The organism is Hymenobacter terrenus, from assembly GCF_000972495.1.
In the GTDB taxonomy this organism is placed as follows: Bacteria; Bacteroidota; Bacteroidia; order Cytophagales; family Hymenobacteraceae; genus Hymenobacter; species Hymenobacter terrenus.
The window spans coordinates 16,993-40,275 of record NZ_LATM01000027.1 but is presented as its reverse complement, the minus strand read 5'-3'; the positions used below and the strand labels follow the sequence as shown (position 1 = coordinate 40,275).

The 23,283-nt window shown below is 62.0% G+C and carries 22 protein-coding genes; 6 read left to right on the top strand and 16 right to left on the bottom strand.

Features of this window, described 5'->3' with window-relative positions; genetic code table 11:
* Positions 1–25 precede the first annotated feature (25 nt).
* On the bottom strand, positions 26–598 hold the full coding sequence (locus WX88_RS21795; protein ID WP_046246535.1) for a Crp/Fnr family transcriptional regulator: 573 nt from the start codon (positions 596–598) through the stop codon (positions 26–28).
* A 165-nt stretch (positions 599–763) separates the two neighbouring features.
* Positions 764–1,621 carry an SDR family oxidoreductase gene (locus WX88_RS21790; protein ID WP_046246534.1) on the bottom strand — a complete coding sequence of 286 codons (858 nt, stop codon included), beginning with the start codon at positions 1,619–1,621 and terminating at the stop codon, positions 764–766.
* A 365-nt stretch (positions 1,622–1,986) separates the two neighbouring features.
* Here WX88_RS21790 and WX88_RS21785 point away from each other — a divergent pair, with 365 nt between their 5' ends.
* Positions 1,987–3,180: a lactonase family protein gene (locus WX88_RS21785; protein ID WP_046246533.1), complete on the top strand. Its 1,194-nt coding sequence runs from the start codon at positions 1,987–1,989 to the stop codon at positions 3,178–3,180.
* 315 nt (positions 3,181–3,495) lie between these two features.
* Positions 3,496–4,608, top strand: a complete 1,113-nt coding sequence (locus WX88_RS21780; protein WP_046246563.1) for an AI-2E family transporter — start codon at positions 3,496–3,498, stop codon at positions 4,606–4,608.
* A gap of 116 nt (positions 4,609–4,724) precedes the next feature.
* On the opposite strand, the gene WX88_RS21775 is transcribed toward WX88_RS21780, so the two are convergent.
* The 7 genes from WX88_RS21775 to WX88_RS21745 form a co-directional block, all read right to left on the bottom strand.
* Entirely contained in the window at positions 4,725–5,471 is a 747-nt protein-coding gene (locus WX88_RS21775) for a type 1 glutamine amidotransferase domain-containing protein (protein WP_082116226.1), read from the bottom strand.
* Between the two features lie 221 nt (positions 5,472–5,692).
* Positions 5,693–6,679: an SMP-30/gluconolactonase/LRE family protein gene (locus tag WX88_RS21770; RefSeq protein ID WP_052732969.1), complete on the bottom strand. Its 987-nt coding sequence runs from the start codon at positions 6,677–6,679 to the stop codon at positions 5,693–5,695.
* Positions 6,680–6,806: 127 nt separating this feature from the next.
* Complete coding sequence (locus tag WX88_RS21765) at positions 6,807–7,151, bottom strand: putative quinol monooxygenase (RefSeq protein ID WP_046246532.1); 345 nt, start codon at positions 7,149–7,151, stop codon at positions 6,807–6,809.
* On the bottom strand, positions 7,135–8,103 hold the full coding sequence (locus WX88_RS21760) for an SMP-30/gluconolactonase/LRE family protein (RefSeq protein ID WP_052732968.1): 969 nt from the start codon (positions 8,101–8,103) through the stop codon (positions 7,135–7,137). Before WX88_RS21760 ends, WX88_RS21765 begins: the two co-directional genes overlap by 17 nt.
* Positions 8,104–8,183: 80 nt before the next feature.
* Positions 8,184–9,110, bottom strand: a complete 927-nt coding sequence (locus tag WX88_RS21755) for a type 1 glutamine amidotransferase domain-containing protein (RefSeq protein ID WP_082116229.1) — start codon at positions 9,108–9,110, stop codon at positions 8,184–8,186.
* Positions 9,111–9,351: 241 nt separating this feature from the next.
* Positions 9,352–10,044, bottom strand: a complete 693-nt coding sequence (locus tag WX88_RS21750) for a type 1 glutamine amidotransferase domain-containing protein (RefSeq protein ID WP_046246531.1) — start codon at positions 10,042–10,044, stop codon at positions 9,352–9,354.
* Positions 10,045–10,200: 156 nt separating this feature from the next.
* A complete protein-coding gene (locus WX88_RS21745; protein ID WP_052732966.1) occupies positions 10,201–10,533 on the bottom strand; it encodes a putative quinol monooxygenase in 333 nt (110 codons plus the stop codon).
* 123 nt (positions 10,534–10,656) lie between these two features.
* Between WX88_RS21745 and WX88_RS21740 the strand changes: the two genes are divergently transcribed.
* A complete protein-coding gene (locus tag WX88_RS21740) occupies positions 10,657–11,553 on the top strand; it encodes a LysR family transcriptional regulator (protein ID WP_046246530.1) in 897 nt (298 codons plus the stop codon).
* A 227-nt stretch (positions 11,554–11,780) separates the two neighbouring features.
* On the opposite strand, the gene WX88_RS28150 is transcribed toward WX88_RS21740, so the two are convergent.
* Positions 11,781–12,881, bottom strand: a complete 1,101-nt coding sequence (locus WX88_RS28150; protein WP_156176342.1) for a cobalamin B12-binding domain-containing protein — start codon at positions 12,879–12,881, stop codon at positions 11,781–11,783.
* Between the two features lie 171 nt (positions 12,882–13,052).
* Positions 13,053–13,475, bottom strand: a complete 423-nt coding sequence (locus tag WX88_RS21730) for a hypothetical protein (protein WP_156176341.1) — start codon at positions 13,473–13,475, stop codon at positions 13,053–13,055.
* Positions 13,476–13,707: 232 nt separating this feature from the next.
* Here WX88_RS21730 and WX88_RS21725 point away from each other — a divergent pair, with 232 nt between their 5' ends.
* The gene (locus WX88_RS21725) at positions 13,708–14,109 is read left to right on the top strand and encodes a hypothetical protein (protein WP_046246528.1); all 402 of its coding nucleotides are present in this window, start codon (positions 13,708–13,710) and stop codon (positions 14,107–14,109) included.
* Between the two features lie 27 nt (positions 14,110–14,136).
* On the opposite strand, the gene WX88_RS21720 is transcribed toward WX88_RS21725, so the two are convergent.
* Positions 14,137–15,030 carry a DUF6929 family protein gene (locus WX88_RS21720; protein ID WP_046246527.1) on the bottom strand — a complete coding sequence of 298 codons (894 nt, stop codon included), beginning with the start codon at positions 15,028–15,030 and terminating at the stop codon, positions 14,137–14,139.
* 184 nt (positions 15,031–15,214) lie between these two features.
* Positions 15,215–16,915, bottom strand: a complete 1,701-nt coding sequence (locus WX88_RS21715) for a hypothetical protein (RefSeq protein WP_156176340.1) — start codon at positions 16,913–16,915, stop codon at positions 15,215–15,217.
* A 508-nt stretch (positions 16,916–17,423) separates the two neighbouring features.
* On the opposite strand from WX88_RS21715, the gene WX88_RS21710 reads away from it, so the two are divergent.
* The gene (locus tag WX88_RS21710) at positions 17,424–18,797 is read left to right on the top strand and encodes a sigma 54-interacting transcriptional regulator (protein ID WP_052732964.1); all 1,374 of its coding nucleotides are present in this window, start codon (positions 17,424–17,426) and stop codon (positions 18,795–18,797) included.
* A 126-nt stretch (positions 18,798–18,923) separates the two neighbouring features.
* A complete protein-coding gene (locus WX88_RS21705; protein ID WP_046246525.1) occupies positions 18,924–19,511 on the top strand; it encodes a transposase in 588 nt (195 codons plus the stop codon).
* 218 nt (positions 19,512–19,729) lie between these two features.
* Here the strand turns inward: WX88_RS21705 and WX88_RS21700 are convergent, their stop codons facing one another.
* From WX88_RS21700 to WX88_RS21690, 3 genes are all read right to left on the bottom strand, one after another.
* A complete protein-coding gene (locus WX88_RS21700) occupies positions 19,730–20,557 on the bottom strand; it encodes an amidohydrolase family protein (RefSeq protein ID WP_072053074.1) in 828 nt (275 codons plus the stop codon).
* A 73-nt stretch (positions 20,558–20,630) separates the two neighbouring features.
* Entirely contained in the window at positions 20,631–22,046 is a 1,416-nt protein-coding gene (locus tag WX88_RS21695) for a dipeptidase (protein WP_046246524.1), read from the bottom strand.
* 50 nt (positions 22,047–22,096) lie between these two features.
* Entirely contained in the window at positions 22,097–23,239 is a 1,143-nt protein-coding gene (locus WX88_RS21690; protein WP_046246523.1) for a hypothetical protein, read from the bottom strand.
* Between the last annotated feature and the right edge of the window lie 44 nt (positions 23,240–23,283).

Sequence of the window (23,283 nt, the reverse complement as noted above, 5' to 3'; positions counted from 1 at the left end):
GGCTTGCGGCGGCGTATGCTGAGCCCTACGTGAGATGGCGCCGGATGCGGCTCAGGGTTTCCGTTGTCACGCCCAGGTAGGAGGCAACCATGTGCTGGGGAATGCGCAGGGCGAAATCGGGGAATTTCTCCACGAACTCGCGGTACTTCTCCTCGGCCGAGTAGCTGATGGCCGAATGAATGCGGTTTTGCGAGGCCATGAAGCTGCGAAAAAGAATGTTGTTTATCACGCCGTCGAATACCGGCAGCTCGCGGCGCAGCTGCTCAAAGTCTTCTTTTTTAATCAGGACGACCTCCGACTCCTCAATGGCTTCGATGTTGAAGCGCGAAGGCTGGCCGGAGGAGAGGCTTTCCTGGTCGCTGGCCCACCAGTTTTCCACCGCGAAGCTCATGATATGCTCCGCGCCTTTGGCATCCACGGAGTAGGTGCGCAGGCAGCCCTTGGTCACGAAGGCATTGTAGGCCCAGATGTCGCCGGCTTGCAGCAGGTATTGGCGTTTGCGCAGCGTCCGGAGCATGCTCACGGCCTTGATTTGCTCGATTTCTGCCGCCGTGAAAGCAGCCTTACTCAGCAGGTATTGCTCAAAAACAGCAAACATGGGCGCGGGACAAGGGTGATAGATGCCGCAAAGAACTAGCTTTTGTTCTTATGCTCTATCCCCCGCTTGCCTACGGCACCTCCCCCGGCCTGATGAGCGGTTTCGAGGTTTGTGTACCGCCACACTGTAGCGCGGACTTTTAGTCCGCGCTACTCCGAAACGGTGCTAGGCCGTGTATTTAGCCAGCCATTTGGCCTTGATGCTGGCGCGGGCATCAATGAATTCCTGGTCGGTGCCCTCGGCCACAGCATCGAGGGGGAAGCGCAGCGGGCGGGTGCCGTCGGCCATGTTTACCAGGGTCAGCACGCCATCGGCAATGGTCTGGGGGTTCATGTGGTAAGCGGCCATTTTGCCGTAAAGGCCCGCGCCGAAGGCCTGGAATTTCTCCGAGGCGGCGTCGCCGTACGCGGCCACGATGTCGGCCCGGTCGGCGTTGAGGCCGGTTTTGCTGCCGTCGTTCATTTCAGTAGGATACACGCCGGGCTGAATGCTCACGTTCTCGATGTTATAGTCGCGCAACTCTTCCTGGATGCCTTCGGTGATGCTTTCCACCGCGAATTTCGAGGCCAGATAAGGTGTCATAAAGGCCAGCGTGTGGCCGCTGGCCCCCGACGTGAGGTTGATAACCAGGCCGCGCCGGGCTTGGCGCATGGCCGGCAGCACGGCCTGGTAGGTGCGCAGCACGCCGTAGAAATTCACCTCGAACAGCTGGCGAATCTGGTCGAGCGAGTAGGCTTCTACCAGGCCGTAGCCCGTGACGCCCGCGTTGTTGACCAGGACATCGATGCGGCCGTGCCGGGCCAGGGTTTGGGCCACGGCCTGCCGCACCGATTCGTCGCTGGTCACGTCCAGCTCCACGACTTCGACATTCGGGAGCGCGGCCAGCTCCTGCGCCACGGCGGCGTTTTTAGCGGTAGTGCCGCGCATGCCGGCAACCACGGTGTGCCCGGCGGCGGCCAGGGTGGTAGTCATTAGTTTACCAAAGCCGGTGCTGGTGCCAGTAATCAAAATTAGCTTAGCCATGATGGGGAATATGGGGGGTTAAAAAGGTGGTGTCGGTCCCGTTTGGGAGTGTTATTCCGACGGCACAAAGGTGCAGTAGCCCCTCCCCCGGCTCCCTTGACATTTAGTAAAAAAACTAGTTGATAAATGTCAACCATGCCCTGGCTAAACCGCCGCCGACGCGGGTTCTCGTCGCCCCGCGCGGGGCTCACTTCACGCCTGATGCCAAAGCCGGGCTGATAGCGCGTCACCGGGCCGTCGGGCAGTAGCATACGGCCCAGTGACGGATTGGAAGGCGGCGCTAATTCTGGCAAATCTTCCTTGGCGCACGGCAGTATGCGCATATTTTCGCAGCTTTACGGCCCCACTCATTTCCTCCGAACCCGATGACGTATCCTGCTCCCACCCGCCGCCAGTATCTCCTCGTGAGAGGAGTGAGTCTGCTCGCCGCGGCCCTGTTGGCCGGTTGCGTGCGCCCGGCGGCCGGCGGCGGAGCCAAGGACTACTTGGTGTACGTGGGCACCAACGTGGCTTCGGACCAGGAGAACACCATTTTTCTGTACCGCCTCTCCCCGGCTACCGGCACCCTCACGCCGGTGAGCGCCCAGCGCGGCGGCTCCAACCCCACCTACCTAACGATGGACGCGGCGCACCGTCGGCTGTTCGCAGTAAACGAAACCCAGACCTTTCGGGGCGCAACCAGCGGGGCCGTCAGCGCCTTTGCCGTGGACCCGCGCACCGGCAACCTGACCCTGCTCAACCAGCAGCCGTCGAACGGCGCGGCGCCTTGCTACATCAGCCTCGACCGCACCGGCAAAGCGGCGCTGGTGGCCAACTACGTGAGCGGCAACGTGAGCCTGCTGCCAGTGGCGGCCGACGGAACGCTGGCCGCCCCCACTGCCACCAATCAGCACGAGGGCTCCGGGCCGCACAAAAACCAGCAGGGCCCGCACGCCCACTGCATCGTGCCAGACCCAGCTAATGCCTTCGCCTTCGCCATAGACCTAGGCACCGACCGCGTGTATGGCTACCGGCTCGATGCGGCGAAGAGCCAGCTGACGCGCCTGCCCGAGCCCGCTTTTGTAGCCCGGCCGGGGGCCGGGCCGCGCCACCTCATTTTCCACCCCAATGGCAAGCAGGCCTACCTCATCAATGAACTGAACTCGACCGTGACGGTGCTGGCGTACGAGGCCCCGGCGGGCCGGTTCCGGGAGCTGCAAACCTTGTCGGCGCTGCCGGCGGGCTACACGGACGAGAATTCCTGCGCCGACATTCACATTGCGCCCAGCGGGCTGTTTCTCTACGCGTCGAACCGGGGGCACAACAGCATTGCGGTGTTTGCCATCGACACGGCTACGGGTACGCTCGTGCCTATTCAGGATGTGGACACCCAGGGCAAAACGCCCCGCAACTTCACCCTCGACCCCTCTGGCCACCTCCTGCTGGTAGCCAACCAGAACTCCAACAACGTGGTAACCTACCGCGTCGACCAGCAAACCGGCCTGCTCACGCCCACCGGCCAACAGGTGGAAGTGCCCTCGCCCATGTTCCTACAGGTGGTAGCAGACTTCACGCGGTAGGCTATTTGCAATTTAGCTGCAAGAACGATGTAGAGACGCGACCCTTCGCGTCTCGTCGTCCGCGCCATGCGCCCGTCATCGTTTTGTTCAACGTAAAAATGCGACCCTTCGCGTCTCGCCGTCCGTACCGTGCGCCCGTATTCGTTCAACGACGAGACTACACCGGACAAACAGCTTCTTAACAACGCCTTCGAGTGCTGAACGTAAGGGTCCATAACGGTCGGGAGCCCGCCGGGCGATAGCCAACGGGGCCACCGCCATCTTTTGCGCCCTTCGCACCAGCCGGCGGCTCTCGCTGGCCTTATGCCTCCCACCATGTCCGCGCCCGACCCCCATTCCCGTGAACTGCAATTTCCGCTCTATGTGAAAGCGCCGCTGATACTGCTGGGCCTGGCCCTGACGGTGTTCACGCTCCACATTGCCAGCGCCATCATCTTTCCGCTGTTTTTCGCGGCCATCTTTGCCATCATGCTGCACCCGGTGGAGCAGTGGCTGCTGCGGCATCGGGTGCCCAGGCTGCTGGCCATCACGCTCACGGTGGTGCTGGGCGTGGTATCGCTGCTGGGGCTGGTCTACTTTATCTACCTCGAAGCCATGCAGCTGTCCAGCCACATGCCGCTGTTCAAAATCAAGTTTGCCCAAACCACTGGGCAGCTCCACCAGTGGCTGCAAGACCGCATGGGCATCAGCGACGAGAAGCTGCGGGGCTGGCTGAGCGAGGCCAGCAACCGGGCCTCGGCGCTGCTCGGGGGCACGCTGTCGGCGGTATCGGGCCTGCTGGTGGTGGCCACGCTCATTCCGGTCTACATTTTCCTGTTTTTCCTCTATCAGAAACGACTGGTCGACTTTCTGACCCAGGCCTTCTCCAGCCGCCGCCGCGACACGGGCGTGGCCGAGGTGCTGCACGAGAGCAAAGCCACCATTCAGAGCTACATGGTGGGGCTGCTCATTGAGGGCAGCATCGTGGCGGCCCTCAACACCACGGGGCTGCTCATCATTGGGGTGCCGTATGCGCTGCTGCTGGGCGTGCTGGGGGCGCTGTTCAACTTCATCCCCTACGTTGGGGGGCTTATTGCCATCGCGCTGCCCATGCTCATGGCCTTCGTCACGAAGCCCGGCTACGGCCACGCCCTGGCGGTGGTAATTACCTACATGGTCATCCAGTTCACCGACAATCACTTCCTGATTCCGCGCATCGTGGCCGCCAAAATCAAGGTTAACGCGCTGGTGGCCATCGTGGGCGTGCTGGTGGGCAATGCCATCGGTGGCGTGGCGGGCATGTTCCTGGCCCTGCCGGTCATCGCCATCCTGAAGATTGTATTTGACCGAATTCCGGCCCTGAAACCCTGGGGCCTCCTGCTGGGCGATGAAGAAGGCCCCAGGGCCAAAAGGACCAAAACCAAGGGCAATCAGATGGTGGTGGAGTAGCGAGCTGCTTCGGAGCCAAGGGCTTTAGGACGTTCCATCACAATGAGCTATTTCCAACAACCCGCCCGCTCGTGCGTTCATTATGCTGAGCGGGCGGATACCTTTTGCTGAGGCACTCAGGCTACCACGGCGGACTTGGCGACGGCACTCAGCAGCGCTTGCAGGAAGGCCGGGGCATCGTAGGGGTAGCGACTGGTCAGGAGGTTGCCATCCACCACTACCGGGGCATCTTCGACAATGGCACCAGCGTTTTCCAGGTCCTGGAAGATGTTCCAGAAGGCTGTGGCGCGCTTGCCCCGCAGCAGGCCGGCATTGACGAGCACCAGCGGGCCGTGGCAGAACGCGCCAATCGGCTTGCCCTGCTCATTCATCGCACGCAGAAAAGCCAGCGCATCGGCATCGACGCGCAGGGCATCGGGATTCCAGGCGCCGCCCGGCACGATGACGGCATCGTAATCGGCGGCCGACACCTCGTCCATGAAACGGTCAATTCGGGCCCAGCCGGCATTTTCCATATAGTGCACGGTCAGAATGTGGGTCGCGCGAATGGTGGGAAAAGCCAGCCCGAACTTGGCGGGGAAAGCCGGCTTGCGGGGCGCAATCAGGTGCACCGTCGCGCCCCGCTCCCCCAGGTATTGGTAGGGCACGGTCAGCTCCAGCTCCTCCACCCCGTCGGTAGAAAGAATGGCGAAACGCTGGCCCCGCAGCTGGGTAGGATTGGGGGTTTCGAGGAGCAGGGCGCGCAAGGCCTCGTTTTCATCGGCCCCGGCCGAGGTTATCAGCTCGGTGCTGAGGGTAGGCACCGTGGGCGAGGCCTTAAACTGATTGATACGGCCCGTTTCAGAAATATTCAGCGTGTGCATGGAGAAGGATGGGGGTTAAAAAAAGACAGAAAGCTGCGGACACGAAATAGCCTTTCTACCCGGCCAGCAGGCTTAGTAGAAAGGCTATTGGTGGCACGGGCACAAACCTCGCGCGCCCACTACGGGGCGGCTCCCAGTTCGCTTAATGCGCGAAGCCAAAAGGGAGGGGAGCCCAACGAGTCAGGCAGGTACTCTAAAATGGGGCCGGAGGTCCTAAGTCGTTAGAACTTGACCTTTTGAATGGTGAACTGCGCCACCGCCGGAGTCTGACCGGCGAGCAGGGAGCCGATGTATGACTGTAGCATGTACACATCAGTGCCGCGGCGGGTGAAGGTAGTGGGGAAGACGTTGCCCGTCGCGAGGGTGCCGGCTGTTTTCGCGGTGGCCCAGCCATCGGTGGTGCTCACCCGGAACACGGTATTGAGTTGGCCGTTGGTCGATACGAGCAAGGTATTATTGTCGGTCAGGAGCAGGCCGTCGGCGCTGGCAAAGACCTGGCTGCTAGCCACGCGGATGAAAGAGCTGGGGTCTGTCAGGGGTACTTTGTAGAGGGTACCGTCGTCGTACTTGGCCACCAGCAGGTAGCCGTCGGGATGGAACACAATGCCGTTGAGGCCGAAGAAGCCGGTTGGTGCAGCGAGGCGACTGTCTTCCAAAAACACGCTGGCATTGCCCTGGGCGTCGATTTTGTAGATAATGGGCGAGAAGCTGTCGGTCACGTAGGCGTTGCCTTGCGCGTCCACGGCTACGTCGTTGGCAAAGTGGCTGCTGCCGGGGCGCAGGCCGCCCAGGTCCACGTAGGCCAAGCGCTGGCCGGTGGTCCGGTTGTAGCTGGCCAAGGCGGCCAGCTTGCCCTGCGTGGCCGTGGTAGTGCGGCTGCCGGTGCCAGGGTCAGCCACGGCCACCAGCACGCGGTTGCGGGGCTCATCGAGGAAGATACCGGCGGAGCTAACCAGCTGCGCATCATCAGCAAAAGTGGTGTAGGTGCCATCGTCCTTTACCTGGCCCACCGCCCCGGTGGTAAAGGAGCTGACCAGGAAGCGGCCGTTGGCCGCGTCGTAGGCCAGGCCTTCGGGGTAAAGCGCGGGCCGGGTAATGGTGATGGTATCGGGCGTGGCCGGGGCCGCTTCCTCGTTTTTTTCGTCGGAGCAAGCGGCCAAGGTGGTCAGCAGTGCTACCCCAGCGAGGCGGAGCGATAAACTATTCATTGAAGTCATGGAAGTTAGCGAAAATGTTTCCACAGCGGTTCTCAGGCCAGCTGCTAGGTGAGTAAAGGGTTAAAAGACCCAGAGCAGCATTCTCCCTCAACGGGTTAAGAGGATGAACGGGGCCTTCTCAACTTTGAGAAAGTGCGGCCGCATTCACCAAGTCGGTCGGCGGCAACGGCTGCAACCGTTCGCCCTGGCGCGATTCGAGGCGGGGCAGAACGTCGCCGAGCAGGTAGCGCTGGAAGTGCTCAGTAGCCCGGTGGGCTTCGAGCGCCGCAGCATTGCGGTAGATTTTGTAAAGGTGAATCCGGCCCGGGTGGTCGGGCACCCGGTGCACCTGGTAGTATAAATTACCTGGTTCCTGGCGGGTATGGTCGCGCAGGGTTGCAAGGGCCGCTTCTACGGCTTCCTGCTGGCCAGGACGCACTTGGTAGGTGGCTAGCAGGAACAATGGCTCAGCGGGATTGGCCATGAGATGAGCTTTGCCCCGCGCGGCCGGTAGGCTGCCCATCAGACGGCACCTGCTGAATCAGGAAATCCGAGGTACGAGGGGCTTTGGGGTCGAAAATCTCGTTGAGCTTCGCGTTGAGCACGTAGTAGTGGTCCTGGGCCCAGGTGCCAGTGGTCGGGAAGGTTTTTTCGCTGGCCGTCGTGGCTTGCACGGTGGCGGTGCCCCACTGGTCGGCGCTGCTCAGGCGGGTGATTTTACCGGTGCCATTCTGAATGATCAGCAGCTCGTTGCGGTTATTGAGCACGAGGCCATCGGCGCCGAGCAGCGCGGGAGTGGCCACGGTTTCGAGGTGCTCGGGGTGGCGCGGGTCGAGCTTGAAGAGCTTGCCGTCGTTGGACTTAGCCAGCAGCAGATAGCCGGCCGGGTGGTACACGATGCCGTTGAGGTTGAAGCCCTCGCCCGTAAACTGGTCGTTGCGCACCAGCACCGACGCTTTGCCTTCCGGCGTCACCTGCCAAACCTGGGGCGAGAAGCTGTCGGTCACGTAGGCCGTGCCATCGGGGGCCACGGCCACGTCGTTGGCAAAGTGGCCACCTTCGCTCAGGCCGCCTAGATCCACGAGGGCAGTGCGCTTGCCGGTTTTCAGGTCGTAGATGGCCAGCTTCGCCAGCTTGCCCTGGGTGGCGGCATTGGTGCGGGTCGAAACCCCAGGGTCGGCCACGCAAACCAGCAGGCGGTTGCGGGTGTCGTCCACGGCGAGCCCGAGACTCGAAACCAAGGCCTCGTCTTCAACAAAGGGGCGGTAGGCGCCGCGGCGGTCTACCCGGCCAATGCGGCCGTGGTGAATGGAGCTGACGAAAAACGTCTTGTCGGCCGAGTGATAGGCCAGGCCTTCCGGGTACAGCTCATTAGACGAAAACGGGATGGACTGGGCGTGGGCGGCGCTGCCAAAAAGCAAGCCGAAGCCAGCCACTGAAGGGGCTGAATTTTCATAATCGTAGGGGTTTCGAAGTTGGGAGTATGCTCCGGCCAACCGGCCGGAAACCAGATTTTTTATAGGTGCGCCGGAGCCGGGCTGGCATTGAGCGCCTCAACGAACAACTGGCTCAGGCGGTCGTCGCTGAACGGGTTCTGCCCGGTAATCAGCTCGCGGTCCTGAACGACGTTGGAGGACCATTCTTTGGCCGTTTGCACCCGGCCCCCGGCCGCCCGCAGGGCGGCGTCGGGGTAGAAAAGCACCTTGCCCCCGAGCTGCTTGCCCTCGGCCACCTTTTCTTCGGCAGTGGAGAAAACGGTCATGCGGTAGCCTTGGTAGGGCCAGCCGCTGGCCAGCTTCTGCGCCGGCTGGCCGGCGGCCAGGGCGGTGGTAAACGCGACGGCTCCTGGGTTGGCGGCCAGCAGCGCGATGGGCGCGTGGCAAATGAGCACGGTGGGCTTTTGCTGGGCGTGGAAGTAGCGCAGCACCTGCCCCACAGCGGGGTCAGTAAGCAGGTCGCCCATCGGGGCGTGGCCGCCGGGAAAGAACACCCCACGGTACCCGTCCAAGCCGCTCTGCACCACGTCGGCGAGCTTGCGCGGCTGCCGGAGCTGGGTCAGGCTGGCGCGCAATTGCAGAATGCGGCGGTAGCGGCTGGTGTCCTTGCCGAAGTAGTCAGCCGACAGCGAATGCTCATCGGCGGCCACGGCATTGCCCTTCGGGTTGGCAAATACCGGCTCGTAGCCCGCCCGGATAATGGCCTCAACCGGCGTCATCAGCTCGTTGAGGTAGTAGCCGGTGCGGTAGGTTTTGCCGGCTTGCAATGGTATTTCCTGCCGGCTCGACAGCACCACCAGCACCTTGCCTTTGGCAGCGGGAGCCGCTGCGGCCACGGCCGCCGAAGCCGGCTTGGTAGTGGGCTGCTCGCTGGCCGGAGCCCCGGAGCTAGAGCAGCCGAATAGCGCGTAGAACACGCCGGGCAATAAGTATGAGACGTTTTTCATAATCAAGACTGGGGGTGGTTGGGCCAGCCGCGGGCTGGAAATGCGAAAGGGTTTCATCGGGTCGCAAGGCAGTTTCTTACTACACCACTCTGAGAAGAAGTTAGATTCAATAAAACCAGTCATGCTGCACTTGTCGAAGCAGCTCTACCGCTTCATTGAACGGCGCAGACGAAGCGGTAGAGCTGCTTCGACAAGCGCAGCATGACCGTTCTTGGTAATTTTCGGCTAACTCAAACCGCTTCTAAGCAGCTACAGCCACCGTGGCCAGCAGCTCGGCCAGGGCCTGGCCCACGCCGGCTGCCGAGGCCGGGTTTTGGCCGGTTACCAGGCGCTCCGATACTTCGACGTGGGGCTGGAAGTTAGGCGACTTGCGGTGCGTGGCTCCCAGCTCCTTCATGCGGGTTTCGAGTAGGAAAGGCACCACGTTCTCGAGCTTCACGGCGGCTTCTTCCTCATCGGTGAAAGTGGACACGACCTTGCCTTTCACCAGCAGTTCGCCGTTGGCCAGGCGAATGTTGACCAGGCCGGCCGGGCCGTGGCACACCGCCCCGACAACGCCACCACGGTCGTAGATGTGGCCAGCAATGCGGGCCAGCTCCTCGTTCTGAGGAAAGTCCCACATGGTGCCGTGCCCCCCGGCGTAGTAGATGCCGATGTACTCGTTGGGGTTCACGCGGGCCGGCGTGAGGGAGTTGTTGATTTTCTGCTGGGCCGCGGCATCAGCCACGAAGCGGGCATTAACCGGGTCGGTCAGGTTGTAGCCATCCACGGGCGGCTGCCCGCCCTGGGGGCTCACGAAATCAATGTCGTAGCCCAGGTCGGTGAGGATGGCCCAGGGGTGAGACACTTCGGGTAGGTAGTAACCAGTGGGCTGACCGGTGTCGCCCTTTTGGCCGTGGCTGGTGATGACGAACAAAACGCGGGAAGAACTCATGACGAGGCTTACTTAGAGGTTGAGAAAAGGAAAGCATCCAACGGACCGATGGGGCAACGGCCGGGCCGGGCGTCCCCGACTAGCAGTTCCAACCTCTAGCGGCGTTTGGATGGGACAAACCTACAGCCCACCTTCGCCAGCGGAAAATCAGCCGTTTTATGGGTTGCCATAAGGAATTTTATAGTCTTCAAAAGCGGGCCGATAAGCCTCCACCGTTCGCTCGCAGAGGAGCGGGAATACTCCCCGCCGCACGTAGGCATCGTAGTGGGCGCTGGCCCGGTGCGCGTCGAGCCCGGCCTGGTCGGCGAAGACTTCATACACCAGTATTCGGTCCGAATTTCCTTCTACTTGGTACACCTTAAAATCCAGCATAGCAGGCTCTTGAGCATTATCCACGGCTACCCGCCGCAGGAGTTCCAACACTTCGGCACTTCGGCCAGCCTGTGCGCAGTAGTGAACGGTCAGACAAATTCGCGGGTCCTGTTTCATCGTTGTAGCGAGGAAGAAATGAGCGGGAATACCCAAAGTTCTCTCTCAGCGCCACCAAAGAAAAATAAGGCCTTTTATAATGTGTGATAAATAACTTTATGAGCCATTCGCTGATTTACTGCCATGCTTAATCTGGAATGGTACCGCACGTTCAAAGCCATCTATCGGCAAGGCTCCCTAACGGCCGCTGCGCAGGAACTCTTCATCAGCCAGCCCAACGTGAGCCAGCACTTGGCGGCATTGGAGAGCTATATGGGCACGCGGCTATTTGAGCGCACGGGCCGCCGCATTGTCCCCACCGAGCCGGGCAACCTGCTCTACGCGCAGCTCGTGGAGCCGTTGGAGAAGCTGGAAGCAGTGGAGCGCAACTTCAAGAAAAGCGCCTTGCGGGCCAAGCCAACGCTGCATATTGGGGTGCCGCACGAGTTCTTCTCGCACCGGCTCGGGCCGCGGCTACACGCCCTGGATTTTCAGGTCAACGTCACCTTCGGGCTCACTGAAAACCTGCTCGCCGCCCTGGAAAAAGGCGAATTGCACTGGGTAGTAGCCACCCAAAAACCCAGCAAGTACGACGTCGTATTCGAAGAGCTACTGACCGAAACCCTGCTGCTGGTGGCGGGCCCGGCGCTGGATGCGGCCCCGCTAAACGCCGCCCTGGCCGCCCACGACCTCCCGGCCGCCGAGGCATGGCTGCTGGCCCAGAGCTGGTACGCCTATGGCAATAACCTGGCACTGATTCGTCGGTTTTGGCGAGAAAACTTCGGCAAGCGGCCGGCCCTGGTGCCACAGCTCGTGATACCCGACCTGAATGCCATCCTGGGTGCACTGACTGCAGGGGCCGGCGTGAGCCTGGTACCACATTACCTGTGCGCCGACGTACTCCGGCAGCAGCGCCTGCAGCAGCTCTGGCCGGCAGCAGTACCAGCTACCAATAAGATCTATGTGGCCACGGGCCGACAGACGGCTTACCCAACCGAAACGGAAAGATTGACGGCACTGGCTTCCATGACTCAGGACTGAGCGGTGGCGCGGCCGGGGGCACCTCACCCCCGGCCTGTCTCCAAAAGAGAGGGGAGCCTGACGACCTAGAGACCAATTCTAATACCGCTTCCAAATTGGGGAGCAGCCGCATTGCGGGGGCAGATTCTCGACTGAGCCATCTCCCACCGCTACGCGGCTATTCAGCTCCCCTCTCCTGGGGAGTGGGGCCGGGGGTGAGGTGCCCCGGCCGCGCACATAGGCCTCCCCTACCGCGCTACGCTGCGCTGCCGCTTCTCCGGACGCCGGGCGGCTTCCTCCCTAAACAGCTCCCGTACCACGGTCACGGCCTCGTCGGCGCTGGCGGCCCAGGCATCGGCGCCGGTGTGTTCCCACAGGCCGGCATCAGATATGAACGGGCGGCCACCAACCAGCACGCGCACGTGCCGGGTGGCGGGGTCCCGGCGCAAAGCCGTTATCAGTTCGCGCAGCAGGGGCACGTGATGGGGCATGGAGGCGGCCGTGAGCACGAGGTCGACGCCTTGGTCAGCAATCATGCGGCGGATGCTGTCGAGGGGCGTGCTGGCACCCAGGTAGCTCACTTCCCAGCCCTCGTATTCCAGGAAATCGGCCACCATTTGCAGGCCGAGGGTGTGCAGGTCGCCGGCCACGCAGGCGGCCAGAAGCCGGCGGCCGTTGCGCGGAGTGCGCTGAAAATAGGGTTGCAGCTGGGCCATGAGGCTGGCCGTAGCCGCCGTGCAATAATGCTCCTCGGCCACCGTGATGGCGCCGCAGTGCCAGAGCTCGCCCACCTCGTGCTGAGCGGGCTGTAGCACATGCAGGTAGAGGGCGCGCACGTCGGCGCCAGCTTCGGCTTCGGCCAATACCAGGCGCTGGGCGGCGGGGCGGTCGGCCGCAAGCAGCAGCTTCAAATAGTCGGCGGCCAGCGTGGCCCAATGCATGGCTTCGGGAGACTCTTCGGGGGCCGGGGGTGCGGCAATGGATGCCACCGGAGATTGGAGTACGTTGATGCCGGCGCTTAGCGTGCTGGCTGCCAACACGTATTCGCCCACGCTCAGGCGTAGCAGCAGAGCCTGGCGCAGGGCGGCCAACTGCGCATCGGTGGTTTCAACTCCCAGTTGCTGGCTGCTCTGGAGCACGTGCGCCTCAAACAAGGCGGGACTTTTCATCAGCACGGCATTGGCCAGAGCCAGTAAGTGCTGTCGGAGGAGTTCAGGAGCGGGGTGGGCCGCAGCGGACGGGTTTTCCGCGGCTGGGGCTAGCTGTTTGGCAGCATATTCGGCCAACGCTTCCAGCTCGTGGGATAGGCGTTGGGCAATCTGCTCGCGCAGCATTTGATCAGTGGGCAACGGATTAAGCAGCTAAGTCGGATAACGGATAGACACAAGGGCGCCCCCCTACTACGGTCTATCAGCAAACTAGATGCATAACAACGCCCACTAATGGCACAATCTTCGGTCGAAACCTTGATTTCGACCATTATGCTCCGCATTTCGGGCCTAACTGGTGCCCGCTCCCGGCTACCGCACGCTGACCAGCCAGTCGTACGCGGCTTCTATGGTCGGGAAGCGCCGTAGGATGAAACCGGCTGGCGCGTTCAGCATCACCGATTGAACGGAGAGGCGGTGCAAGGGGTCGGCTCCGTCCACGATGGCGCAGTGGCTAAGCCGGGTCTGGGCGATGGCGCGCGGAATCCAGTCGCCGATGAGCCACTGCTGGGCCGCGCCCGTCAGAGGCGGCCGGTGGCCGTGGTTCGACAGTATTTTGCGGGTGCCCGTGGCGCGCAGCAGCGTTAGCACTTGCTCATAGAAAGCCTTGATGGCTTCCAGCGGCTGGCGCTCGCAGCTCCATACCAGCCGCAAAAACCCTTCCGGGTCATGAGAAAGCTTACCGACAGAGCTTTGAAAACAAAGCTTCTCTTGTGCACTGGGCAGCATGGTCATAACGGGAAGGTAGAAGTGAGGTAGGGCGAGGCGGCCGCACAGGCTTCGGAAAGCCCGTGACGGGAGTAAACAAATCTACATTATCCACCCGAAATCGCCCATCTTTTTTTGAACGAATGTGCTCTTTACACGTACTAGAGCCGCTATTATGGCTCAGCTACAGCAGCACATTAGGCAGCTATTCTGATTTATGTTTCATTATGTTACTTTCCCTTAGCTATTTAGCATAAACATGCGCCTGTATTTTGAAAACCCTGTTGGGCGCGTGCTCGAACACCCCGATGGCTACGCACTGGTTCAATATGCGGCGGGACCCCGGGATTTTACCACGTTTCAGGCTTTTCTGACGCACACCAGTCACTTGCTGCGACGGCACAACTGGCACAAGATGCTGGCCGACCAGCGCGCCATGGCGCCTTTCACTGACCAGGAGCGTACCTGGATTAAGGACTATTGGTTGGCGCAGAGCCAAAGTGAAGGCTACGACCTGTACGGGGCCGTGGTCATTCCCAATGATGAATTTGCCCGCCTCTCCCTGAGCCTCGTCATGAACGATTCCCAGCAGTCGGCCCTTACCTACCGGATGTTTGAGGCAGAAACCGAGGCCACTGCGTGGCTACAGCAGCTTCCCTAGCCGGACACCCGCCACAGGCTTTCTTTCCTACTTCAGCAGGATCTCGGCCACTACGGCGGTGCTGCCGCCGGCGTCATCGTCGGTCACGAGCAGCAGCTCCCAGTGGTTGGGGCCCAGGGTGCGGCGCACGGCCAGGCCTTCTACTTTGCCGCGGTAGGTGCGGCCGTCGGCCCAGACCAGACGGGCGAAATCGGTGGTGCGGCCCGCCACGTCCACTACTCCCACGAAGGAGCCGAGCACGCTGCCGTCGAGCACAGCATCATCGGTGTCTTCCACCGAAGCCGTGACCAGCAGCCGCTCGCCCTCGAACGTGGCCCCGGAAAACCCTGCCGGACGCCCATCAATGGCGGGCAGCGGAAACGACTGTGGTGGCGCAACGGCCGGTGCCGCACCACTAGCGGTTATAAACGCCAGAGTGGCTACCAGCGGCAGGCGAAATAGCAGCGCCCCACCGGCCCGCCCTACCGTGCGCTGCAACAGCAGCAGCTCCGTAGCAGTACTGGCGGCGGCTTCGAGGTTGAGCACCGCACTCGCGGCCAGGTGGAGGCGCAGCAAGGCGTAGAGCTGGCCTAGCTCTACCCGCAGCGGGGCCCCGCCAGATACCGGCACGAACCAGCCCACTTCGCGCGCCGGCGTGCTGCCCGAGCCCAGCGCCAGCACCCCCGCCTGGCCGTTGGGCCAGGTGAGGGCGGTGAGGGCTTCCAGGTCGGGCTTGCTGCTTTTAGGAATGCGGCCGGCGGCAAACTCGCTGGTATCGAAGAGGCGCACCTGGGCCAGGGTTGCGAGAGAAGAAGCATCGAGCAGGTACACAAAAGGCGCGTCATCGCTGATGACGTAGGCCACGGGCCCAATCAGCTCAATGCCTGAAGCCGAGGGCAGACCGGGAATGGCTACTTCGGAAAGAATAGTGGCAGTCATCATTTTAGGGCAGTTTCTAGAGCATCGCACCGGTTGTTGAGCCACCTTTGCGGCTCGTTGCTGAACAGATTTGGAACCGCACCCCAGTCGACCAATCAGACAACAACACTGAAGGCCGGGGGTGCCAACAGTTCTAATCGGCGAGGGTATAACGGAACAGTGCCAGCAAAAGTCGATGCACAGGCCTTTACGAGCGCAGAGCATCGCGCCGAAAAATGGCGCGCCGTAGCTGCTCGGCCAGCAACGGGTTGCCCCAGTACTGGGTGTGTGCCTGAATGGGCGTAACGGCCTGGGGGTCGCGCAGATTCTCCACCCGCACATCCTGATGGTCATCCGTCTCGCCCGCTTCGTGGCGCACGGCGGCGGGCAGTTCGTAGAAATTCAGCGCCCCGCTGATGACGTCGTTGCCGGAGTAAATATTGACCCAATGAATAGCGCTGCGGGTCATCAGGTGGCGAATCATGGGCTGCACGGAGGCCGCCAGGCCCACCCGCACCAGGGCGTCGGGGTGCTGCGAATCGAAGATGAAGGCGGTTTTGTCGAGCGGCGAGCCGAAGGTGATGAGTGAGCCCGTGCGCTCGGCCACGCGCAGCTTCGTGCCCAGAGTATCGTCGAGGTTGAGTGTCGCGTTGAGGGCATCGTAGGTAATCACGGAGCCCAGCGAGTGCCCCACCAGCACCACTTGGTCGTAGGCGAAGGGCGCCGCAGCCAGCCCATCGGGCGAGGGCAGCCGGGCACCGTAGATGGTGCAGGCCGTTTCCAAAGCCATGCGCTTAATCTGCCCCCGGATTTCGTGAAACTCGTCCAGCTTGTGCGAATCGATGTAAATAACCACGTCGCCCAAGTACTGCACAAAGAAGCTCCGCGCCCAGAAGCTCGCGCCCAGCACCATCCCCCAGATGGGCAATATCACCCACCAGGATACGCCCTCAGCGGCCAGGGCCGCGTAGCGGCTGGCGGCGCTCGTCGGAAAAGGATACAGGGTCCACACGTTGGCCAGGTGCGCGGCATCGCCGTGCCACAGCCACAGATATTGCCCCGCCATCATGGCGGCCACCAGCACGATGGTCAGCGCCAGCAGCCCCAGACCGCCCCAGGCGAGATAGTCGGGCAGCCCACTGCTGAGGGGCCGGGGCGGGCGCGCCGCCAGGGCCTGCTCGCGCCGAAAAGCACTCCATACCAACGGAATGCCTGCTATCAACGCCACCACCACTAGCCACCACAGGTCGGTGGTGAGCTGAAAGAGCAGCATGTGACTTATTTTCTGCTGGTTGCCGAGCTGGAGGGCCCCGAGGGCGTTGCTGCCTACCACCAACGTGAGCACGGTGTTGATGACCACCAGGGAGGCGATGATAATCAAGGTCATAAGCAAGCCGATGGGGGTCGAAGTCGGTCGTTCATACTGCTGAATTCGGCCAAATATCCACCGCGTGAAGTGCTTCAGCTGAGGACTAAGCCCCCGCAGGCCGGCCGTTACCAGAAACCGCATCACGGCCAAAAGCGAAATGTGGCCCTCGGTGAGCGGCGCCCAATACGCTTCGTAGACGTGTACTTGCCGCTGCTGGCGGCCATCGGCACTGGTGACGCTGATCTCGGCCCGCGGCAGCCACCGCGACTGCTTCGGGTTGGCGGGGTCGACGAAGTGTACGTGCTGCACCACCGGCGCTTCTCCGGGGGCACCGGGCTGGCGAAGGATGTCGACCACCAAGTTTAGGGTTTCGAAGGGTACTTGCTGCCCCATGCCGTGGCAAATCAGGATGGCAGTCGTGTTCGGATTTTCGGCCGGCGGTCCGGTTGGCAAGTCATTCAAGGACGAAACCTGTGCTGTGGCGGCCCGCACCAAGACCGGCGGTAGTTTCTTGGGAGTTGGCATCGTGTAGAGTCCCATGGCTAAATAACCAGCAAACCACTGGTAAGGTATTCAAACGGTTGTTACGCGCTGCTATTTCCCTGGGTAAAAAAGCTTATCCAATTAGAGCTGTTTTAGGAGTCGGGGTACCGGAGCAACCGGGGAATCTTACGGTTCCCTCTGGGGTACGCCCCTGGAAGCCCGTGGAGAGGGAAGCTTGACGACCTGCGCAGTGACTCCAAAACCATTTCGGGACGTCCTGGTGGGTTTGCTACAGCATCTCTATCAGGAAAGCAGTCTGCCGGATTGGCTGACTACGGTTATTACTCCAGATATTACACTCCACATTTTCAGATACTTATTCAAACATTGTCTCAATTATGATGAGCCCATTCAGCCTAGACAAGTACGGTAGTACGGCCACCCAAAGTATAAATCACGGAACGCAATAAAGGCTTTAAAAATTTATATTTTACTTCATGAATATAAATCCTAGATTTACGCCCCTTCCACTGCGCTTCCGTTCTCACTTTTTAACTGTTTTGCGATGACTACCCCGTGCTCAGTCTGGTTTATTCCCTTTACGCGTCAGCACGCCCGGCTGGCCGACATCATCACCCAGCTCGAAAAAGTAGGCATTGTCCTGCACGTCCGGCGCCCCCACGACGGAGCCAGTGGCGCGGGCATTCTGTTTCTGGACCCATTGACGTCGGTGACTGAAGTAGCCGAAGCAGTAGCCGAAGTGCACCGCTCGCCCGATGCCAACGTAATGGCGGTGAGCGTGGGAATGCTGCCCAGCACCAGCACCTGGGCCCTACTGCGCAACGGCGTCGCCGACGTTTTTTCGTGGTTCGACGTGGACCATCCGGTGGAAATCATTGCCTCGCGCCTGTGCTACTGGCAGACGCTCGATGCCACGGTGGCCGACTTGCAGCGCCGCCTGGTGGGCCGCAGCCAACGCTGGCGCGACACCCTGCGCCAGATAGTGGACATGGCCCTCTCGAACTGCCAAGTGCTGATAACCGGCGAAAGCGGCACGGGCAAGGAGCTGGTAGCTCAGGAAATCCATCGCCTCGACCCGCGGCCCACCAAGCGCGACTGCGTGGTAGTGGACTGTACCAACCTGATTCCGGGTTTGTCAGGGAGCGAGCTGTTCGGGCACGAAAAAGGGGCCTTTACCAATGCCATCAGCACGCGCGACGGCGCGGTAGCCCTGGCCCACGAAGGCACCTTGTTTCTGGATGAGTTGGGGGAGTTGCCCCTGCCGTTGCAGGCCGAATTTCTGCGGGCTTTGCAGGAGGGCACTTATAAGCGCGTGGGCAGCAACACCTGGCGGCAGGCCCGCTTCCGTCTGGTGAGCGCCACCAACCGCGACCTGTTGGCCGAAGTACAAAAAGGCACTTTCCGCCAGGACCTCTACTACCGCATATCGGGCTGGACCTGCCACCTGCCCCCGCTCCGCGAGCGCCGGGAAGACATTGTGCCGCTGGCCGAGCATTTTTTTACCCAGCAACACGGCATCCGCCAGCCAGTAGACCGGCAAGTGTATGACTTCCTGCTGCTGCGCGACTACCCCGGCAACGTGCGCGAGCTTCAGCAGCTCATCACCCGCATTGCCAGCAAGCACCTCGGCGAGGGCCCCATCACCATCGGCGACATTCCGCGGGCCGACTGGCCGGACTTCGCGCAGCTCAGCGCCTCCTCCACCGGCGACGAGCTCGAAGCGGGCGTCACCACCCTGCTCCACCAGGGCCTGGGCCTAAAGGAAATCAAAGACCAAGTCACGGAAATTGCCAAGAAAGTGGCCATCACGCACGAGCGCGGCAACCTGAAGCTAGCCGCTATGCGCCTGCGCTGCAGCGAGCGAATCCTGCAAATGCACCGCCGCGACGAGCCCGAAGGACAGCTCCGCCTAGCCTAGTAGGATGCAGCCTTCGCTGCGTCGGGCAACCGCGCCACAACAACGGCTAGCACCACGATTGGCGGAGCGAAGGCTACCTTGCAACTGGCGGAGCGAAGGCTCCGCGCCACTTTTTCCACCCCGCCTGTGCACACGCAATACCGCCGGCACTTGCCGCACATTCATCCGCCGGGGGGTGCCTTATTCCTCACCATGCGCCTGGCAGGCTCCTTGCCCCAAGCCGTGCTGGATGACCGGCGAACACCAGCCGCCGACTTGCTTTCGCAACGCCAACGCTTTGCCAGCTACGAGCAGCAACTGGAAACCGGCGCTTACGGCCCCACTTGGCTTCGCCAGCCGGCCGTGATGGCACTCGTGCTTGCTGGCCTGCGCCAACAAGCTGCTCAGGGCCATTACGAGCTTTTGGCGGCCTGCGCCATGCCCAACCACTTGCACGTCGTGCTGCGACTCCCGCTGGTTGGGCATGAGCCTTTCTACCGGGCCATGCAGCGCTTTAAAAGCGCCACGGCTGTATTGGCCAACCGTGAAGTAGGCCGCAGCGGCCGGTTTTGGCAGGATGAAAGCTACGACCACGTAGTCCGCGAAGGGCAAGCCGATGCCCTGGCGCGGGCGGTGCGCTACACGGTTTATAACCCAGTAAAAGCGGGACTGTGCCAGCGCTGGCAAGACTGGGAAGGCACGTACCTGGCCGAAGAGTGGCAGGAGCTGGTATAAGTGGGACGCAGCCTTCGCTGCGTCAGGCGCCTGGGTGATGCGGACGATTACCGTGCAACGATTGACGCAGCGAAGGCTGCGTTCTAATATTTAATTGCGCGACTGCCCTGCAACGATTGACGCAGCAAAGGCTGCGTCCCACTACTGTGCGGATGGCTGGTGCAGGGAAAGTTGCTTCACCTTACTGCGCGGACGATTGACGCAGCGAAGGCTGCGTCCTACTCTTTGGCTACTAGCCAGGGGTCGCGCCATTCGTTGGCTAATGGCTCGGCGGCTACGGTTATGCGTTGGGCTACGGCGCTGCCTACTTCTTGTCGGATCCGGCCAATGAGCCGTAGTAAGTTGCCAGACAGCACTTTTTGAGCATCAGCTGGGGTGAGATGCAGAGCTTGAATTTTACTGAGTTCGACGCCGGGATGCAGCCAAGGGCCGTCGGAGCCGAAGAGGAATTTGCTGGCCCCGGCCCGCTCTACGGCCCGCAGAAGGATGTCGAAGCGGCGCACGCCGGAAGTGTCGGTGTAGATGTTCGGGCAGCGCACGAGGTAGTCGATGAGGCCGGCCTGGGCGCGCCAGTCGTCGGAAAAAGAGCCGAGGTGGGGGATGATAAAATTCACGTCGGGGTATTGGGTAGCGAGCAGGTCGACTACCGAGACTTCGCCCACCACATCATAGAGCACGGGCAAGCGAAAAGCCCGGGCCACGTCGCACACTTCGCGGCTGATACGGGAATCGAAACGGTGCAGCTTGATGCCGACAAAGCCGTATTCCTCCACGGCGGTGCGCACCATATCGAGCACCCGGCCCCGGTCGCGCTGGGCATGCACGAAGGCAAACCCATAGAACCGCTCCGGGTTCTGACGCACCACCTGGGCCACTTGGCGGTTGGCCATGGCATAGTCGGAGTGGAACGCGGCGAACAATACCGTGCGCTGAATACCCGCTTCATCAGCCCATTTCAGGTAGGGTTTGAGGGGAGCGTCGGTATCCCAAGGGCCGGTGAGGCCGTCGCCGCGCCCGGCGTGACAGTGGCAGTCGATGATGAGCATAGCAGAGGCATTTGTAGGACGCAGCCTTCGCTGCGTCGCGCGTTAGGAGCGTTAACAATGGCGGTGGAAGCTGTCAGGATACTGGATTACCGTATATGATTTTTGGGTCGTGGTTGACGCAGCGAAGGCTGCGTCCTACTTCGTGCATGAAGGCCAGGCTGGTGCGGATGCCGCGCCAGAAATTGGGCAGGTGCAGGAACTCGTCGGGGCCGTGCTTACGGTCGTCGGGCAGGCCGAAGCCCATGAGGACGGTGGGAATACCCAGCTCTTCCTCAAAAAGCGTGACGACGGGGATGGTGCCGCCAGAACGTTGCAGCACCGGCGCCCGGCCAAAACCAGCCGCGTAGGCCCGGCAAGCCGCTCGCATGGCCGGATGCGTGGGCGCGAGCGCATACGGTCGGGCGTGGAGCTGCGCTGTGAGCGTGGCCCGCACCTGGGGCGGCGTGATGCGGGTCAGGTGCTGTCGCAACTGCTGCTCCACCACGTGTGGGTCCTGGCCGGCAGCCAGCCGGAAGCTCAGCTTGGCACTGGCCCGGGGCGGCACCACGGACTTCGTACCTACGCCCTGGTAGCCGCCGCTCAGGCCGGTAATGCTGAGAGAAGGGCGTAGGGTGGTGCGCTCGTATAGGCTGTAGCCGGCCTCGCCCCACCCCTGCCCTACCTGCGCCTCCCGGAGCAGCTGCGCATCGGTGGTGGCGTGGCGGCGCAGATAGGCCCGCTCAGCGACCGATGCTGGGCGCACCGCCTCGTAAAAGCCGGGGATGGCAATACGGCCGCGCCGGTCGTGCAGGTGCGCCAGCATTTCGCACAGTGCTTGCAAGGGATTGAGGACCGCCCCCCCGAAAATGCCCGAGTGCAATTCCGTTTGGGGGCCGTGCACTTCCAGTTCGGCACTGAAGCTGCCGCGCAGGCCGTAGGTGAGCGAGGGCTGCGCGGCCGAAATCATATTGGTATCCGACAGCACGGCCCAATCGGCGCGCAGCAGCTGGCGATGCTGCCGAATGAACGAGCCCAGGTTGGGGCTGCCGGTTTCTTCTTCGCCTTCGAGCAGCAGTTTCACATTGAGTGGCAGCGGTTGGCCGGCCTTCAGCAGGATTTCCAGGGCTTTGATGTGGGTGAAGAACTGGCCTTTGTCGTCGGAAGCGCCACGACCGTAGAGCCGCTCGCCGCGAATGAGAGCGCCGAAGGGCGGCACCGTCCAGGCGGCGGCCGGAGCCACCGGCTGCACATCGTAGTGCCCGTAGATGAGCAGCGTGGGCAGCGCGGGACTCACCCGTTTTTCGGCGTACACCACCGGATGGCGCGGTGTTTCAAACACCCGCACCCTATCCAAGCCAATGCCCTGGAGATGCCGCGCCAGCCAATCCGCGCAGGCACGCACTGCCCCGACATGTTGCGGGTCGGTGCTGATGCTGGGGATGGCCACGAGCTGCTGTAGCTCGCGCAGCGCACGAGCCACCCAGCTTGGCGAAAAAGCCTTGGTTTCCATAACGAAGAAACGGTTTGCCAGCCCTGGCCGAGCGGCGGGGCGTTCTCGGCCTAGGGCTGCACCAGGGGCCGGAGGATGACCCACGAGTTACGCCGGTCGGTGGGTGGAAAGGGCAGCACTGTATTGCCCGATATCGCCAGCCATGCCTGCGCGGGGGTGAGGGAGGGGTTGTCAAACTTGGCCATGCGCACCAGGCTCACCGTGCGCCAGGCCCGCCGGAGTGCGGGGTCGAGCAATGCAGGATTGCTGCGAACCCGGTCGCGGAAAATAATGAGGTATTGAAAATCCCCGGTCGGGACGGGCGAATCGGTCCAAACGAGCACAGCCGACTGCACCTGCGGGTTCTTGCCAATCAGCGTCCACCAGCCCTGGCCGCGCTTCTGGGCCCACAAGGCCGGCTCCCGCTCGTCTTCCTTGTAGATGCCGTTGATGCGCAGCGTCGGCGATTTGCTGCGCACCGCCGTGAGCATGGCCTGGGCATCAATCCGTTCGCCAAGGCTGTCGCTACTCAGCAGTCGTTGCAGGGCATACTGGGCGAACACATCAATATGAGGGTGGATTACGGACCAAAGGTTGCTTTCAAAATCCAACTCGTAGCCTTTGCGCATGCGGCGTCGTTGGCGGCCCTCGGCTTTGTTAGACCGGGCCCCGTGCCACTCCGTACGGTCTTGATTATCATTCAGAATGTCGGCGTAGTTTCCTTGAGCAAAGCCGGGTTCTCTCGCATCTTGGTTCTGAAATTTCTCGTTGCCGTGCGCCGTTTTGAGCCGGCCGGGTGGGCCGGGCTTATCCTTTTTCAGCCCTCTAACCGGCTGCCCGCCGTAGAAGAAATGACCGGACACTTGCTTGCGTTTCTCGTTCACCACGTGGTAGTGCCCCTGGTCGGTGGGGCCTTTGGGCGCGTGGTGGGCCACGCTGTGGCGTACCATCGTCCCGTTTTGCGCTCGCGCATCGGCACCGGCCGCATTGCGGCGAGCTGCTTCGGCCACGGCGGCGCGCCTGGCTTCATGGGCCGTGGCAAATAGGTGGTTACCCGTCGAGGGCTTGGCTCCCTTGCCCTCGCCGATGCCGGACGAAACCAGTGGAGGGTCTTCACCTTCGAGCGCGGCCCGCACCAATTCGTCGAGGAGCAGGCGGGGCGAGTGGGCTGCTGAAGCAACGGGCTGGGGCGGAAAAGCAGGCGATAACGACATGGCGTGCGATTAGTTATGGGAGAGAACAGTGGTGACGTACCAAA

Excerpts from the sequence above, each read along its gene's own strand:
- WX88_RS21770 (WP_052732969.1), bottom strand. The coding sequence starts at position 6,679 with ATGAATAGTTTATCGCTCCGCCTCGCTGGGGTAGCACTGCTGACCACC.
- WX88_RS21695 (WP_046246524.1), bottom strand. The coding sequence starts at position 22,046 with ATGGAAACCAAGGCTTTTTCGCCAAGCTGGGTGGCTCGTGCGCTGCGC.
- WX88_RS21795 (WP_046246535.1), bottom strand. The coding sequence starts at position 598 with ATGTTTGCTGTTTTTGAGCAATACCTGCTGAGTAAGGCTGCTTTCACG.
- WX88_RS21700 (WP_072053074.1), bottom strand. The coding sequence starts at position 20,557 with ATGCTCATCATCGACTGCCACTGTCACGCCGGGCGCGGCGACGGCCTC.
- WX88_RS21750 (WP_046246531.1), bottom strand. The coding sequence starts at position 10,044 with ATGAGTTCTTCCCGCGTTTTGTTCGTCATCACCAGCCACGGCCAAAAG.
- WX88_RS21790 (WP_046246534.1), bottom strand. The coding sequence starts at position 1,621 with ATGGCTAAGCTAATTTTGATTACTGGCACCAGCACCGGCTTTGGTAAA.
- WX88_RS21725 (WP_046246528.1), top strand. The coding sequence starts at position 13,708 with ATGCGCCTGTATTTTGAAAACCCTGTTGGGCGCGTGCTCGAACACCCC.
- WX88_RS21730 (WP_156176341.1), bottom strand. The coding sequence starts at position 13,475 with ATGACCATGCTGCCCAGTGCACAAGAGAAGCTTTGTTTTCAAAGCTCT.
- WX88_RS21740 (WP_046246530.1), top strand. The coding sequence starts at position 10,657 with ATGCTTAATCTGGAATGGTACCGCACGTTCAAAGCCATCTATCGGCAA.
- WX88_RS21775 (WP_082116226.1), bottom strand. The coding sequence starts at position 5,471 with ATGCACACGCTGAATATTTCTGAAACGGGCCGTATCAATCAGTTTAAG.
- WX88_RS21765 (WP_046246532.1), bottom strand. The coding sequence starts at position 7,151 with ATGGCCAATCCCGCTGAGCCATTGTTCCTGCTAGCCACCTACCAAGTG.
- WX88_RS21780 (WP_046246563.1), top strand. The coding sequence starts at position 3,496 with ATGTCCGCGCCCGACCCCCATTCCCGTGAACTGCAATTTCCGCTCTAT.
- WX88_RS21745 (WP_052732966.1), bottom strand. The coding sequence starts at position 10,533 with ATGAAACAGGACCCGCGAATTTGTCTGACCGTTCACTACTGCGCACAG.
- WX88_RS21785 (WP_046246533.1), top strand. The coding sequence starts at position 1,987 with ATGACGTATCCTGCTCCCACCCGCCGCCAGTATCTCCTCGTGAGAGGA.
- WX88_RS21710 (WP_052732964.1), top strand. The coding sequence starts at position 17,424 with ATGACTACCCCGTGCTCAGTCTGGTTTATTCCCTTTACGCGTCAGCAC.
- WX88_RS21755 (WP_082116229.1), bottom strand. The coding sequence starts at position 9,110 with ATGAAAAACGTCTCATACTTATTGCCCGGCGTGTTCTACGCGCTATTC.
- WX88_RS21690 (WP_046246523.1), bottom strand. The coding sequence starts at position 23,239 with ATGTCGTTATCGCCTGCTTTTCCGCCCCAGCCCGTTGCTTCAGCAGCC.
- WX88_RS21715 (WP_156176340.1), bottom strand. The coding sequence starts at position 16,915 with ATGGGACTCTACACGATGCCAACTCCCAAGAAACTACCGCCGGTCTTG.
- WX88_RS21720 (WP_046246527.1), bottom strand. The coding sequence starts at position 15,030 with ATGATGACTGCCACTATTCTTTCCGAAGTAGCCATTCCCGGTCTGCCC.